Origin of the sequence: Mucilaginibacter aquaedulcis (assembly GCF_030409325.1) — a bacterium.
Classification (GTDB): Bacteria; Bacteroidota; Bacteroidia; order Sphingobacteriales; family Sphingobacteriaceae; genus Mucilaginibacter; species Mucilaginibacter aquaedulcis.
Genome location: NZ_JAUFPR010000003.1, coordinates 658736 through 673352 on the forward strand (window position 1 = coordinate 658736; position 14617 = coordinate 673352).

At 42.4% G+C, this 14617-nt stretch carries 15 protein-coding genes; 4 read left to right on the plus strand and 11 right to left on the minus strand.

All coding sequences use genetic code 11. The features are described from left to right. Positions 1-9: 9 nt before the first annotated feature. From QWZ01_RS18115 to QWZ01_RS18145, 7 genes are all read right to left on the minus strand, one after another. Positions 10-891: a PstS family phosphate ABC transporter substrate-binding protein gene (locus QWZ01_RS18115; protein WP_290325691.1), complete on the minus strand. Its 882-nt coding sequence runs from the start codon at positions 889-891 to the stop codon at positions 10-12. Between the two features lie 270 nt (positions 892-1161). Continuing rightward, the gene (locus tag QWZ01_RS18120) at positions 1162-1989 is read right to left on the minus strand and encodes an energy transducer TonB (protein ID WP_290325693.1); all 828 of its coding nucleotides are present in this window, start codon (positions 1987-1989) and stop codon (positions 1162-1164) included. Positions 1990-2046: 57 nt separating this feature from the next. Next, positions 2047-2595, minus strand: a complete 549-nt coding sequence (locus QWZ01_RS18125) for an ExbD/TolR family protein (RefSeq protein WP_290325695.1) — start codon at positions 2593-2595, stop codon at positions 2047-2049. 6 nt (positions 2596-2601) lie between these two features. Further along, entirely contained in the window at positions 2602-3234 is a 633-nt protein-coding gene (locus QWZ01_RS18130; protein WP_290325697.1) for an ExbD/TolR family protein, read from the minus strand. 111 nt (positions 3235-3345) lie between these two features. After that, entirely contained in the window at positions 3346-4182 is an 837-nt protein-coding gene (locus QWZ01_RS18135; RefSeq protein ID WP_290325699.1) for a MotA/TolQ/ExbB proton channel family protein, read from the minus strand. 402 nt (positions 4183-4584) lie between these two features. Continuing rightward, positions 4585-4920 (minus strand): translation initiation factor, encoded by a 336-nt coding sequence (locus tag QWZ01_RS18140; RefSeq protein ID WP_290325702.1) that lies wholly within the window; start codon positions 4918-4920, stop codon positions 4585-4587. Positions 4921-5115: 195 nt separating this feature from the next. Then, positions 5116-6003, minus strand: a complete 888-nt coding sequence (locus QWZ01_RS18145; protein ID WP_290325704.1) for a diacylglycerol/lipid kinase family protein — start codon at positions 6001-6003, stop codon at positions 5116-5118. 225 nt (positions 6004-6228) lie between these two features. On the opposite strand from QWZ01_RS18145, the gene metK reads away from it, so the two are divergent. Beyond that, the gene (gene metK, locus QWZ01_RS18150) at positions 6229-7479 is read left to right on the plus strand and encodes a methionine adenosyltransferase (RefSeq protein WP_290325706.1); all 1251 of its coding nucleotides are present in this window, start codon (positions 6229-6231) and stop codon (positions 7477-7479) included. A gap of 556 nt (positions 7480-8035) precedes the next feature. Next, positions 8036-8893, plus strand: a complete 858-nt coding sequence (locus QWZ01_RS18155) for an NAD(P)-dependent oxidoreductase (RefSeq protein WP_290325708.1) — start codon at positions 8036-8038, stop codon at positions 8891-8893. Positions 8894-9297: 404 nt separating this feature from the next. On the opposite strand, the gene fabF is transcribed toward QWZ01_RS18155, so the two are convergent. After that, positions 9298-10542, minus strand: a complete 1245-nt coding sequence (gene fabF, locus QWZ01_RS18160) for a beta-ketoacyl-ACP synthase II (RefSeq protein WP_290325709.1) — start codon at positions 10540-10542, stop codon at positions 9298-9300. A 173-nt stretch (positions 10543-10715) separates the two neighbouring features. Here fabF and QWZ01_RS18165 point away from each other — a divergent pair, with 173 nt between their 5' ends. Then, positions 10716-11456 (plus strand): SDR family oxidoreductase, encoded by a 741-nt coding sequence (locus QWZ01_RS18165; RefSeq protein ID WP_290325711.1) that lies wholly within the window; start codon positions 10716-10718, stop codon positions 11454-11456. Positions 11457-11497: 41 nt separating this feature from the next. Further along, the gene (locus QWZ01_RS18170; RefSeq protein WP_290325713.1) at positions 11498-12367 is read left to right on the plus strand and encodes an NmrA family NAD(P)-binding protein; all 870 of its coding nucleotides are present in this window, start codon (positions 11498-11500) and stop codon (positions 12365-12367) included. A 39-nt stretch (positions 12368-12406) separates the two neighbouring features. Here the strand turns inward: QWZ01_RS18170 and QWZ01_RS18175 are convergent, their stop codons facing one another. Genes QWZ01_RS18175 through QWZ01_RS18185 form a run of 3 tightly spaced genes read right to left on the minus strand, consistent with a single transcriptional unit; the run spans position 12407 to position 14508 of the window. Beyond that, complete coding sequence (locus QWZ01_RS18175) at positions 12407-12979, minus strand: Crp/Fnr family transcriptional regulator (RefSeq protein WP_290325714.1); 573 nt, start codon at positions 12977-12979, stop codon at positions 12407-12409. A gap of 30 nt (positions 12980-13009) precedes the next feature. Next, a complete protein-coding gene (locus QWZ01_RS18180; protein WP_290325716.1) occupies positions 13010-14113 on the minus strand; it encodes a DNA alkylation repair protein in 1104 nt (367 codons plus the stop codon). After that, complete coding sequence (locus tag QWZ01_RS18185; protein WP_290325720.1) at positions 14110-14508, minus strand: winged helix-turn-helix transcriptional regulator; 399 nt, start codon at positions 14506-14508, stop codon at positions 14110-14112. Before QWZ01_RS18185 ends, QWZ01_RS18180 begins: the two co-directional genes overlap by 4 nt. Positions 14509-14617: the final 109 nt, after the last annotated feature.

Here is a 14617-nt window from a genome sequence, read left to right on the forward strand (position 1 = left end):
TTCATATTTTTAATTCAATTTATTTTTTAAACTTATCTCCCTTGTGGGTATTGAATCGGGTAACAGGCCCGATTTTAAAATTATACGTTGACCTATCTGGCTACCTAAAAAATAAGCAAAGCCCATTCCTAATCCTACTTTGCTTGAGCAATCAATAATATACAAACTCCGGCTCAGGGGGTATTGTTTTAAGACAAGTGATTCCTGCGAAGGTTTAAAATACTGATCAGGGTATTGTTTATTGGCTTCATCTCTAACACCAACAATTTTCACCTTTTCCACGTAACCTGCATAATCCCTATCCGGATCATTAAGCCAGCTAAAGCCCATTATTCCTAATGCATCCGGATGTTCACTAACATATTTTAAAACCTCTTTGTTTGATTTAAGGGCGTAAATGTTTTTTTGTGTAAAACCTTTACTGCCGGCAAGATCCTTCAAATATCTTACCAAACTTGAGTTTGGATTGTCAAAAACTATAGCTCTATTGGTGTCGCCTTTTCCATTAAGCATGCTTTTCAGATCAGCAACTGTAATCAAAGTATCTTTTGATGCGTTGTTTACAATAAGAGTTATGGCATCTGTAGCAAATTTTAAAGATGATACTGACAGTTGCCTTTTTGCTATAACAGAACGTTCCGCCGTATCCAGTTCGCGCGATAATATAGCTACCCGAACGCTGTCGGTCATTAGCATATTTATTGCTTCGTTTTCTGTTTTGTACTGAATATTCAGCTTGGCATTTGGATTTTGGTTGGAGTAAATGTAAAGCTCCTGGTCAACTATCGGTGAAAAAGACTCATCTGCAACAAACGTTGCTTTACCAGCTTTAAAATTATTGTCGACAGTGTACTTTGTTTGTTTTTGCTGCTGACAGGCTGCAAAAGCCATAGACAAAAACACTAAAAAAATTAAGAATTTTCCGTTTAAACTAATCTTCATACTGATCCTTCTTGAACAACCTCGAAAACCGCAGAATGGAGTAACCGATAATAAATGCGCCAAATAACAGGCGTTGATTTTTTGTCAATTGTATAGGCAACTGTTCCCAAAACATAATCATGATGCCTAAAACGACAAAACAAATGAAGGTGACAGTGCCTAAAATAAACAAAAACCGCCTTTTGGGCGATTTTTGTCCTTTATTAAAATTGAATGGCATTATTCACTCGCTAACGTAAAGCTGATTGGAACGCTGTATTGTACACGCACCGGACGGCCATTTTGAATACCTGGTTTCCATTTTGGTGAGTTTTTCAATACACGAACGGCTTCCTCGTCGCAACCGCTACCGATACCTCTTGTAACTTTAATGTCGGTCAAAGAACCATCTTTTTCCACAACGAAAGTTACAATTACACGGCCTTGAGTTCCGTTTTCACGGGCAACTGCGGGATAACGGATAGCTTTACCAAGGTAAGCGCCGAATTTATCCAAACCTCCCGGAAACTCAGGAACCTGCTCTACCGAAGTAAAGATCTGGTTAGGATCGGCTTCAACTACTTGTTTAACATCAGAGTTACCTACTGGCTCATCTATACGGATGTCAGCATTAGGGTCGCCCTTTTGGTCTTTCTGACCAGGGTCAGCTACCTGAAGTTCTTTTACGGTTGGTGGATCTTTCTCCTTAACCTCATTATCCGGTTTTACTACCGGAGGTGGGAAACGTACCTGATCTACCTTTGGTTTTGGTGGTTCAGGTGGCGGCGGAGGTGGTTTTTTGGTTTGATCCACGGGTGGTGGAGGTAACAGAACTACGTCTGTTATCTTCACTTTTTGATCAGCTTTTGGGATAAGTCCCTGAATTCTGTTGATAATAGTAGGTAAGGCAACCACAAATACAAACACAACAATAGCTATAAGAAGCGAGCGTGATGTATTTTTGGAGTTATTTTTCCTTAGCTGGTAAGCGCCGTACTCCTTGTTCCTTTTACTAAAAACAACATCAATCCAATTCTGATCTAATATGTCTAATTTCGATCCAAACATCTTTTCTTAGTTTTTTAGATTTTAATGGTAATTGATAACGTTATTTTAAATTACTTATTACTTTTTGTCGTTGTATAAACCATCCTTCTGCAGCAAAGCTATCTCAGCAGGTAAAATATCAACAATAGCATAGCTTTGTACATTGGTAATGTTCATTTCATCAAGTGCTGCAACCACGTTTTTGTACGTTGATTTAATGCTTGGCTTAATCAAAACAATCATTGGTTTTCCGGTAGCCTTCAAAATGTCGGCACTTTTTTCAACTAACGTTTTCCTTAATCCGTTTTTACCATAGTTATCAATAGTTGGAGCAGATTTACCTGGTTCTCCCAGGTACCACTCTAACTTATCATCACTGCCTAACAAAAGAGTTAATGATGATGATGCTTTTACTGCCAGCTGATCTTTGGTTTTATCATCTTTATCAGGCATGGTAAGGTCCATCGCTTTTGGCTTGGACAATGTGGTTGTCATGATAAAGAAGGTGATTAACAAGAACGCCAAATCCACCATCGCTGTTAAGTCTACACGGGTTGATTGCTTTTTACTTCTAACCTTCTTCCCGCCTTTGTGTTTGCCCCCCCCGGAGGTGTCTAATTCTGCCATGATTTCTTATTTTTTAGCTGGAGCTGGAGCACCACCGTCTCCACCCAAACTTGTTATTAAACTAAACTTGTTCGCCTTTTGCTTTTGCAAAATATTGATAACATCCTTAATAACCGGGTATTCTTCTTTGCTATCACCTTTAATAGCCAACCTAAGCTGCACATTGTGTAATGCAACGGTTGCCTTACGTGCTTCGCGAATCCAGTTAAACAACTCGTTACTTACAGAGTCGCGGGGGATACCTGGTTGGTTTAATTTTTTCTGCTGATCTGCAGACAACGCAATAAACTGCTTTAACTGGTTAAAGGGAACGCCTACTGAAGATAATCCCGAAAACCTGTTCAATTCTTCCGGTGTGAAAGTTACTTTATAAATCTCACCCATCTGAACCAAGGTTTGCTTGCGCAGATCAATACCTTCCATTCCAAAAAACGCTTTTCCTTTACCTACAGAAATAGTTGCAAAGTCAGCATCCGGGATCGGTTGTTGTATCGATGAACTCGGGATATCGATAGGAACCGGATCTTCGGTTTTTGTTTTTGCGGTCATGATAAAGAAGGTAAGCAAAAGGAACGCCACGTCGCACATGGCGGTCATGTCAATTGCCGTACTCTTCCTTGGAACTTTTATCCTTGCCATATCTAATCTTTTTTAAAAAATATATAGTGTTTATTAATATACCATCTGCGCTTGTTGGTTTAATCTTAGTGCAGTATAACACGCAGATGAACTAAAGCACTTATATATTGATTATCTGTTAGATTTGTGTGATGCAGCAAATGTTTGAACGATGCTGAATCCAGTTTCGTCGATAGCGTAAGTCAGTTTGTCAATTTTTGATGTAAATACGTTGTACATTACAATTGAGATAGCTGAAGTACTGATACCGAATGCAGTGTTGATCAACGCTTCTGAAATGTGCGCAGATAATTCAACCTGGTTAGGTACACCTGATGTTGCTAATGCACCGAAGGCCTTGATCATACCCACAACCGTACCTAACAAACCGGTTAATGTACCGATAGATACCAGAGTAGCGATGATAGTTAAGTTTTGCTCTAACATTGGCATTTCCAAAGCTGTAGCTTCTTCAATATCTTTTTGGATAGCTAAAGTTTTTTGGTCAACGTCAAGATTTGGCTCTTCTTCCATTTCTTTGTATTTTTTCAATGCCGATTTGATAACGTTTGCTACAGAACCTTTTTGTTTGTCGCATTCTGCAGAAGCTGCTGCAATGTTACCTGCATTTAATTGTGATTGGATTTTTCTAACGAAAGCGTCAACGCTGCCAGTACCTGAAGCTTTTCCGATAACTACGAAACGCTCGATAGAGAAAACGATAACCATTAATAAAAACGCCATGATCACTGGTACAATTACACCACCGCTATGAACAGTTCCAAAAAGATCTACAGGTCCCGCGTTAGGATCGCCGCCTTTAAAGTGGCTTGGGTCACCCAAAACGAATATAAAAATAAGAGTAGTAACAATCAGACAGATTGGAATAGTTAAAGAAGCAAATATGCCAGATGCACTTGAGCTTTCTTTGTTAACAGGAGTACTTGGTTTTGTTGGTGCGTTTGCCATTACTTTTAAATTTTAGTTTTAGTTTTTGTTTATATTATAAGTTAGTTAAATGTGCGTTTAATTAGCGAATAACAAAAATAGAATTTTAATGAAATAAAAAAATCATTTATGTTATTCTTTACAATTTTTTAATACCAAATATCATTTTGTATTTCAATTGGTCATTATTAACGTATCACTGCCTAATTATTGTGTGTTACCACAACAATTATTTGCAATGAAAACCATTTTTTTTTATATTATCAAGCAATCCGAAATAAAAATTCTGTTATTAATCCGTTACGAGCATGCTTTTTCATGGTTTATAATCGGTAGTGGAGTTGTATAACAACAGCATGTGTTTGTGTTTTAGTGTACTTTGTACGCTTAGTTTAGCTTAAAAAAGGCAAAATAGCCCTTTATTTATCCTCCTGCCTTTTTTGCCTTAAAACCGTCTGTTTGCAGCAGCACTAAAATTTTATCCCTGAAATCGCCCTGTATCAATATTTCACCATCTTTTACCGAGCCGCCAACCCCGCATTTTGATTTCAGCTTTTTACCTACCGTTTCCAGATCATCAGCAGTACCTATAAAACCGGTAACACGGGTAACCAGTTTGCTGCCGCCCTTTCTGTCGAGGTAAATTTTTAAGTTTTGTTGTTGCGGAGGGAGCGTTTGGGCGCTTTCGCCGCCATTTTCCTGGTATTGAAAATCAGGATCGGTTGAATAAACCACGCCTGTAAAGTTTTTCTTTGCCATAATCTTTTATTTGGTGCGGAGAGCGAGGTGTGGGGTGCGTGGTATTTGAATACAGCCGCTTCCACTCCCTTGCTCCTATTTTCTTATTTGGTGCGCGGAGCGAGGTGTTTAGATATAAAGAGGATCGGAGAATCCGGTATCTGATCAAACACCTCTCCTGTCATTCCTCCTGTTCATCGAAGCCCACACCCGCTCCTATTTACTATACGTTGAGCCTACAATAACCTTTAACGAATTTGGTATTATATTAATATGTATACCGGTACCCATTATCTGCGGTTCGCCGTCAAGGTGTATGGGGCCATCCGCCTGCCGGGTTACATTAATATGCTTACCCCGCAAAATTTCAACATAACTGGTGCCTTCCGATTTTTTGGTCAACATCCGGATGCCCATTTCCGGGAAACGCCACAGCGGGAACTTCCTGATCACGCAAACATCAAGCAAACCATCCTGTACTGATGCCTTGGGCGATATATGCGCGTTGTTGCCGTATTGCGATGAATTGGCAATGCTCAGCATAAAAGCCTTACGCTCGTAAACCTTGCCATCAATTTCAATATGATAATCCTGCTCGTTATAAGTGGCAATTTCCTGTAGCGAAGATTTGATGTACGATATAAAGCCGCGCTTTTTACCATGCGAAAAAACCTCGCTGATGTGCGCGTCGAAACCCATCCCCGCCATATTAAAGAATGGTTTGCCGTTAAGCTGGCCCGAATCTATACTTTCAACCTTACCGCTGCTGAGCGTTTGTATGGCCTGCTGCGGGTTCATCGGGATGCCTAAAAAGCGGGCCAGCCCGTTGCCTGATCCGTACGGTACTATACCCAGTGCCGTATTGCTGCCTACAATAGCCGATGCAATCTCGTTTACCGTTCCATCTCCTCCAACAGCCACCACTATATCGTATTTACCTACAGCCTCCAGCGCAATGATGCGCGCGTGCGATACCCCATCGCTAAAAACAATGGTTGCCTCAAAAACCTTTTTATCAAGGTTTTGATCTATCAGCTCAGGTACGCCGTCCTTTTTTTTGCCGCCCGATATAGGGTTTATTATAAATAGCGCTTTACGTTTCAATTAATATGTATATTTCCGGCATCAAAAGTAAATGTATTTTCGGCTTTGTGAAATTTGTTTTATTTTTGCCACCCGAAAGTGGACTGATTTAATTGCCTTTATACATCAAGGCTGGATTGCAACCACGTAAAAAAGTGCTAAAACCAATGCTTCTTTTTACAAAGGATCCGTTAAAACTCTCCCCCTTCAACTTTTTTTAATTATTTCATTTATCTAAATTTTAATATGCCATATTTATTTACTTCCGAGTCCGTATCAGAAGGACATCCGGATAAAGTTGCAGACCAGATTTCAGACGCCCTTATTGACCATTTCCTGGCATTTGACCCTAACTCAAAGGTAGCATGCGAAACCCTGGTAACCACCGGGCAGGTTATTTTAGCTGGCGAAGTAAAATCAAAAGCTTATTTAGATGTACAGAAAATTGCCCGTGAGGTGATCAACAAAATTGGTTACACCAAAGGCGAATACATGTTTGATGGAAGTTCATGCGGTGTGCTATCGGCCATTCACGAGCAATCGCCTGATATTAACCAGGGTGTTGACCGCCAGGCTAAAGAAGAGCAGGGTGCCGGCGACCAAGGTATGATGTTTGGTTATGCCACTGTTGAAACCGACAATTACATGCCACTGGCATTGGATATAGCCCACGCGCTTTTAATTGAGCTGGCCGCTATCCGTCGTGAAAATAACGAAATTAAATACCTGCGCCCCGATGCAAAATCGCAGGTAACGCTGGAGTACAGCGATGATAACAAACCGCAGCGTATTGATGCCATTGTTATATCAACCCAGCATGATGATTTTGATGAAGAGCAAGCCATGCTTGCCAAAATAAGCGAGGATATCATCAGCATCCTTATTCCGCGTGTTAAAGCAAAATATCCAAAATACGCCCACTTCTTTAACGACCAGATCAAGTATCACATTAACCCAACCGGTAAATTTGTTATCGGCGGCCCGCATGGCGATACCGGCTTAACCGGCCGTAAAATTATTGTGGATACCTACGGTGGTAAAGGTGCTCACGGTGGTGGCGCTTTTTCTGGTAAAGACCCATCAAAGGTTGACCGCTCTGCTGCTTATGCAACCCGCCACATTGCCAAAAACCTGGTTGCTGCCGGCGTTTGCGACGAGGTATTGGTACAGGTATCATACGCCATTGGCGTAGCACAGCCTATGGGTATATACGTAAATACTTACGGTACCGCCAAGGTTGGCCTGCATGACGGTGAAATAGCTAAAAAAGTGGAAGAAGTGTTTAACATGACCCCATACGCTATTGAAACCCGTTTTAAACTGCGCAACCCAATCTATAGCGAAACCGCGGCTTACGGCCACTTCGGCAAGCCAAGTGAAACCGTTACCAAATCATTCATTGCCCACGATGGCAGCGAACTGAAACGTGAGGTTGAACTGTTTACCTGGGAAAAACTGGATTATGTTGATCAAGTAAAGCAAGCTTTCGGTTTGTAATACGCAGATATATATCACAATTATAAAAAAGCGATGGGCAGGTGCTCATCGCTTTTTTTTGTTGCTCAAAAATTATTCTCCGGAAAATATATAAATATGTCATTGCGAGGAGAAACGACGAAGCAATCGCGAACTACACAGCTTTTCTCTATAAAGTTCGCGATTGCCACGCTTCGCTCGCAATGACAAATGTTTATTCTTGCGCTCGTCTGCGACGAGTGATTAATATGGGTTTACGTTTAAAACGTAAACCCATTTATTTAACATTATTTAATGAACTGGCGATAAAATCGCCAAACCATGTTAAGCACTCGTCTGCGACGAGGACAATTAGAAAAGCGGAGGACCTTGCGATTCCCTCCCCAGGGAGGGTGTAGGGAGGGGTTTCATTGACAAATCTATTCGCATGGTCAAAGACTTACGAAGTTTTGAAAACTTCGTAAGTCTGCTTATCCAAAAAAACAACAAACAGTAAAAAACATTTTACCATTTGTTAAGTGTTGTATGGGTTTGTTTATCAAACTTTGTACAAGCATTCTAAAAAAACACATTTATCATGAGTACAAAAAAAATAGGCTGGATAGGTTTGGGTAATATGGGCATCCCGATGTCGCAGCAACTGATCAGGGCTGGTTACCCGGTAACGGTTTATAACCGCAGTAAAGAAAAGGAAGAATCACTGAAAGCGGGCGGGGCTGCCACGGCATCGTCACCAAAAGAACTAATTCAGCAAACCGATATTGTTTTTGCTATGGTATCAAACGATGAGGCCATCAACGATATTTTCAATGGTGCCGAAGGTTTGCTGAGCGCCAACACCAGCGGTAAGGTTATTATAAACATGAGTACCGTATCGCCGGGTATCAGCAGGCAAGTGTCAGCACTGATTCGGGCACAAGGAAGTGATTACCTTGATGCCCCGGTATCGGGCAGCGTAAAACAGGCAGAAGACGGCACTCTGGTAATTATGGCGGGCGGCGCAGCCACAACCTTTGAGCAGGTAAAACCTGAGCTTGAAAAACTAAGCAAGCTGGCCCTGCTGGTTGGCGATACCGGTGCAGGCAATGCCGCTAAACTGGCCATCAACACCCTGCTGGGCATACATGCCCAGGGCCTGGCCGAAACCGTATTGTTTGCGCAGCATAACGATATTAAAACCGAAGATATGCTAACTATTATCAACAACAGCGCGCTGGGCAATATTTTTGCCAAAATAAAAGGAGATGCCATTTTGAACGATAACTACAAAGCCGCCTTCGCGCTGAAACATATAGCCAAAGACCTGCGTCTGGCCAAAGCTGAAGGATTGAACTCGCCCCTTGCCCAGTCGGCCTATCAAACCTATCAGGAAGCCGAAGCCGCTCATGGCAATGAAGATATCATTGCTGTAATTAAACAGGTGGCGGGTAAGTGATTTTAATTAGTAAACCCAGTTGTCATCTCGAACGAGGTACGAGGAGAGATCTTATAGCCAAAGCATATTAGTTGCACAGGATTTCTCGCTCTGCTCGAAATGACAACACAAGGCAAACTTTGCTGATCCCGGCAATTTTCAGTATCTTTATATCAATCAACAGCCCGGTTTCTCTTTATGCAGAAAGACCGGGCTGTTTTGTTAAGAAGATAAAGCCCCGGGCACGGAACAATATTCAAAAATACATTAACTATCAGCACTTTAAAACTTTTTAAAGCTCAAAAAACACATCAAAAAGTGTTAAAATGATTGTTATTTGAATATTTCAGGCCATTTTTCATCAAAATTGGACCAATTATGGCTTTTTTTGATACCAAAAAATGTTAAAATTTAATTTTAAAAAGTTACACTTTACCAAAAACGACAATACCGTTATGACCGCCAAAACCAAAGGTGTTGCTCATGGTTAAATTCACCTGGTGATCGATAGTTTCTCCTAAAACGATGTTTAAACTATCGGGCACTGCGGGGTCAAGCAAGGTTGTATTAATAGTAGGCGGAATAACATTATCGCGCATGGCCAGCAAACAAATAATAGCTTCTATGGCACCGGCAGCGCCGAGTAAATGGCCCGTCATTGATTTGGTGGCACTTATCTTAATATTGTTCTTTTCGCCATGTATAAGTCGCAGAACAGCATTCAGTTCAGACAGGTCACCAACATGAGTTGATGTGGCATGCATGTTCAGGTAGTCAATATCCGTGATGGATACACCGGCCTCATCAAGCGCCAGCTGCATACCCTTTGCAGCCCCCAAACCTTCGGGATGGGTGGCCGTCATGTGGTAGGCATCAGCAGTCATGGCAGCTCCGCGAACTTCGCCGTAGATATGCGCGCCGCGCTTTACGGCGTGCTCGTACTCTTCCAGTACCAATGCGCCTGCGCCCTCGCCCATGATAAAGCCATCGCGCTCAACATCAAAAGGACGGGAAGCTGCCTGAGGATCATCATTACGGGCCGACATTGCCTTCATCGAGCTAAAGCCACCAAAAGATGCCGGAGTAATAGGCGCTTCGGAACCGCCGGTAATAATAACCTTGGCCTTGCCGAGGCGTATATAATTAAAGGCATCCATAATAGCGGTATTGGATGTGGCACAGGCAGATACCGTGGTATAATTGATACCCATATAGCCGTTACGGATGGAGATCATACCCGAGGCCATATTGGTGATCAGCTTAGGCACAAAGAACGGGCTAAACCGCGGATGGCCATCGCCAAGGGTATAATCCCTTACTTGTTCTTCAAAGGTTAACATACCACCCTGGCCTGAGCCCCAGATCACGCCAACATCAAATGGGTCCATAGTATTCAGATCGAATCCCGAATCGGCTATGGCCTCGTCTGATGCCACAAGGGCGTACTGGGTAAATGGATCTGTCCGTTTAATATCCGCCTTGTCTAAAAAATCTGCTGCATTAAAATCCTTCAATTCGCAGGCAAAACGGGTTCGGAACAAAGTGGGATCAAAATGGGTAATGGTTGCAGCGCCGCTTTTACCGGCAACTACATTTTGCCAAAAAGTTTTCACCTGATTACCAAGCGGGGTTAGCGCACCCAGGCCTGTTATTACTACTCTTTTTAACATAATTTATTACGGTTGAGTAAATTTTGGCAAAAGTAATTATAAGTATACCCATCGGTATATTTATAATGTAAAATAATTAGCCTGTAAAGCTTAACCTGTTTTTCGTTTTTACCATTTGGTAAGTGGCTGCGATCAATATAGGCAGACCTTTGTGTTATCAAATAATTAATAATATGAATACACAAATTAATAACAGCAAATTACAAGGTAAAAGGGTGGTTATCATGGGTGGCACATCAGGCATTGGCCTGGCTACAGCACAGGCAGCAGCAGCCGAAGGCGCTCATGTAGTAGTGGTATCAAGCAATCAGCAACGTGTTAATGATGCGCTTGCAACTTTACCTGATACAGCCAAAGGCTATGCCATTGACCTTAGTAATGAGCAAAATATCAAAATCTTTTTTAACGGCATAGGCAATTTTGATCACCTGGTATACACCGCCGGTGAAAACCTTAGCCTGATATACCTGAATGATATGAATCTGGAAAAAGCGCATAACTTTTTTAACCTGCGCTATTGGGGGGCACTTGCATCATTAAAATATGGCGCGCCGCATATTAACCAGGGTGGTTCTATTTCGTTGATGAGTGGTACTGCCAATGCCCGTCCCGGTGCAGGCTGGTTGCTTGGTGCAAGCATTTGCGGTGCTATGGATGGACTAACCCGGGCCATGGCCGTTGAATTGGCCCCTATCCGAGTAAACGCGGTTGCGGCAGGTGTTATCAAAACCAACCTGTGGAACAGCATACCTGAAACCGACCGTGAAGGTATGTATAAATATTATGGCGAAGCCTTGCTGGTAAAACGTGTTGGCGAAGCAGAAGATGTAGCGCTGGCTTTTACCTACCTCATGAAACAACACTTTGGCACCGGCCAAATCATCACTGTTGATGGCGGCACAGTGCTGGTTTAGGCTATTATTTAATACCCCTATTTCACCTAAAAATTAAGCTTATGTATGCAATAACAGGCATTACAGGCCGCGTTGGCAGTGTGGCTGCCAATATATTATTGAACAATGAACAACCGGTTCGGGCCATCCTCAGAAATGCGGGCAAGGCACAGCAATGGCTAAATAAAGGTGCAGAAATTGCCATTGCCGAATTACATGATGAACGGGCTCTCGAAACTGCTTTTGAAGGCACAGATGGGGTTTTTATCATGACCCCACCACTGTTTGAATCAACCGATCCGATGGCTGATCATGATGTGATGCTGGCATCCCTAACCCTTGCTATAGAAAAAGCCAAACCAGCCAAAGTGGTTTACCTGTCATCCATAGGGGCACATTTATCTGCCGGAACAGGCGCTATTAAAAAACTGTATGATATGGAACAGCTTTTTCAAAAGTTAAGTGTACCAACAGCCGGTATACGTGCCGGTTGGTTTATGGAGAACTTTGCGGGTGGTATTGTCCCGGCTAAGCAAAGTGGGCGGCTGCATAGTTTTTTAGATCCTACGGATATGCTTATCCCTATGATCGCTACGAAAGATATAGGCAAGCTGGCAGCCGAACTGCTGCAGCAAACCTGGAAAGGTCATCGCATTATAGAGCTTGAGGGTCCCTGTCAATATTCCGCAGCTGATGTAGCCGCGGTATTGAGCGGTCGGTTAAATCAAAGCATCCAGGCAAAGGCTATTCCCAAGGCTGATTACGAAACCGTTTACCGATCATTCGGGGCCAGCCCAAAAGCATCAGCCTTAATGGCCGAAATGACCAGCGGATTTAACAGTGGGCATATCGTATTTGAAAAAAATGGTCATGAGCATATTAAAGGCGAAACTTTATTGGAAGATGCACTGAGTGTTTACATCAACGCATGATCACAAAAGCGGTCAAACTTTTTGGTTTGACCGCTTTTGCTATCGTATATTTTTCCGTATCCGGCTGAGTGATTGTGGCGTGATGCCCAGGTAACCGGCAATATCCTTTAAAGGAACCCGAAGTGCTATATCCGGCTGCTGCATAATGAAAAGCTTATACTGATTTTCGGCATCCTCGCCAATATAGCTGTTCCTCACCCTTACTTTTTCGATCAGGTGCTGCTGGTTTATTTTTTCGATGATCTCCTTCATATAAGGCAGCTCCTCATACAGAGCAAGGAGTTTGCTCTTGCTGATCGTCAGTACCTCCGCATCGCAACATGCCTGTATGCCGGGTTCTGTTGGTGTTGCTTCTTCAAAGCTTTGCAGTATAGTGCATAGCTGATTTTCTTTGTAAAAAAAGTGGGTTACATCAACACCCGTTTCTTTATGGGTTACTATCCGCAGCACACCTTTGCAAACAAAAAACATATCGGTGCACACCCGGTGGCCATTAAACAGGAAATCGCCCTCCTTAAATAATTGATGTTCAAAATGGTTCGCGATTATCTCCGCATCCTCATCTGAAACATATCTTAAAAGCCGTAAAAAATTAATAAGCGGATCAATCATGATGCATCAAAAAATTATAGCAGCAAAGTATCAGCCAAATATATCAAAGGTTTTTATCTCCTTTTCCTGGCCATTAATAATGATAGAAAGCTGATGCTTACCCGGATAAAATTTACGGGTGGTGATCGGTTTAAATGATTGTTTCCTATTGATCGAGGCCTTTTCGCCGGGCTGATACAAACGCTCGCTTATTTTAAACACCTTTTTTGATAGCTGTCCGTTTGCTTTATTGTAGTAAACACCGTACTCCAATCGTACGTTTTGCTTATCGGTATGATCATTACTAACTTCAAATTCAAACTCCAGGCTATCCCCTATTTTAACACTGGGTGCTATGATGTTAAACCCGCTTAGGCTAATGTTTTTACCCTCCAGGCCATAATGATCTAATATTTCGTTGTGTCCCGCTTTTAATAAGGTACGGCTGGCGTGTTTAATGATGGCGTCCGTTTCTTTACTGATTCCTTTCCACCTGCGGGCCACATCCATCATGATGGCCGGATGATCTTTTGAAATATCGTTCAGGTTATTGGCTACACTTTTGCGCACCCACGCTGAATGATCATTCTTCAGATTCTCTAAAATGGCAAGTACCCTATCCGGATCTTTTTTTAGCGATGGTACGGCTAAGCCCCATGGCAATCGCGGACGGCTGCCCTCGCTGGCAAAACGCCTTACCTTGTAATTTTCATGTAATGACCACGCCTGCAACTGTGTAAGCATTTGATCGGTATATTTCAGCAAAAACGGTCGTACGGCAAATTCGCAACTTACAAACTGGGTTATAAATTCCAGTGCCTTTACCGAATGTTCATAATGATCAATACCATAAACTTCAATGTAATCTGGCAAAAACATCATGGCCAGGCTATCTTCCCCAAAGTGTTCGGCACGCAGGCGGTGTATGAGGTTTTCCATCACATCAACGGCAGATGGAAAATCGGCAGGCATAAACAGGTTCAACACAACAGAATTATGCCGCATCCGCTGTTTCAACGCCTTGTTTTCATAACCCTCTGTAAAAATTAGCGAAATAAAGCGTTGCTTATCAAAAGTAGGAAGCACCGCGGCAAGCACATCGGTAAACCTGTTATAAAAGCCTGCCGAATATATATCCTTCAACAAACTGCTCATCGGCTGATGGATCTTACTTTGGCTTGCGGTTTAACAGATTCGAGACTATCTTTAAGGATCACTCTTTTCAGGTGTTCCTGATTGTCATCCCCCCATTTACCCATCAACATAACCACGGGCAGCAGGCTCTCGCCAAAGGGGGTTAAACTATATTCTACTTTTGGAGGTAGCTGCGGATAAATTTTTTTGGTGATCAGTTCATGCTGCTCCAACTGGTTCAGCTGCACGTTGAGCACTCTGCGGGTGGCCTCTGGAATTTCGCGCTGCAATTCGCTGGGACGTTGTATGCCTCTCGAAATATAATATAGCAGATGGATCTTCCATTTGCCGTATAGCACTTCCCTGATCAGATCAAGGCCGCAATTTTGGTCGATAGGAATTTTTCTTTCGTACATAAACAAAGATAAGGCATTCTGCCTAAAAGGCCCATAGGGATAAATTTATCCCTATCTGAATAACTAATCCCTTATTGCACAGCCCATAAATACGGCCGAGTTTTGTCAA

Excerpts from the sequence above, each read along its gene's own strand:
- fabF (WP_290325709.1), bottom strand. The coding sequence starts at position 10,542 with ATGTTAAAAAGAGTAGTAATAACAGGCCTGGGTGCGCTAACCCCGCTT.
- QWZ01_RS18120 (WP_290325693.1), bottom strand. The coding sequence starts at position 1,989 with ATGTTTGGATCGAAATTAGACATATTAGATCAGAATTGGATTGATGTT.
- QWZ01_RS18125 (WP_290325695.1), bottom strand. The coding sequence starts at position 2,595 with ATGGCAGAATTAGACACCTCCGGGGGGGGCAAACACAAAGGCGGGAAG.
- QWZ01_RS18165 (WP_290325711.1), top strand. The coding sequence starts at position 10,716 with ATGAATACACAAATTAATAACAGCAAATTACAAGGTAAAAGGGTGGTT.
- QWZ01_RS18130 (WP_290325697.1), bottom strand. The coding sequence starts at position 3,234 with ATGGCAAGGATAAAAGTTCCAAGGAAGAGTACGGCAATTGACATGACC.
- QWZ01_RS18115 (WP_290325691.1), bottom strand. The coding sequence starts at position 891 with ATGGCTTTTGCAGCCTGTCAGCAGCAAAAACAAACAAAGTACACTGTC.
- QWZ01_RS18175 (WP_290325714.1), bottom strand. The coding sequence starts at position 12,979 with ATGATTGATCCGCTTATTAATTTTTTACGGCTTTTAAGATATGTTTCA.
- QWZ01_RS18185 (WP_290325720.1), bottom strand. The coding sequence starts at position 14,508 with ATGTACGAAAGAAAAATTCCTATCGACCAAAATTGCGGCCTTGATCTG.
- QWZ01_RS18155 (WP_290325708.1), top strand. The coding sequence starts at position 8,036 with ATGAGTACAAAAAAAATAGGCTGGATAGGTTTGGGTAATATGGGCATC.
- QWZ01_RS18180 (WP_290325716.1), bottom strand. The coding sequence starts at position 14,113 with ATGAGCAGTTTGTTGAAGGATATATATTCGGCAGGCTTTTATAACAGG.
- metK (WP_290325706.1), top strand. The coding sequence starts at position 6,229 with ATGCCATATTTATTTACTTCCGAGTCCGTATCAGAAGGACATCCGGAT.
- QWZ01_RS18140 (WP_290325702.1), bottom strand. The coding sequence starts at position 4,920 with ATGGCAAAGAAAAACTTTACAGGCGTGGTTTATTCAACCGATCCTGAT.
- QWZ01_RS18135 (WP_290325699.1), bottom strand. The coding sequence starts at position 4,182 with ATGGCAAACGCACCAACAAAACCAAGTACTCCTGTTAACAAAGAAAGC.
- QWZ01_RS18170 (WP_290325713.1), top strand. The coding sequence starts at position 11,498 with ATGTATGCAATAACAGGCATTACAGGCCGCGTTGGCAGTGTGGCTGCC.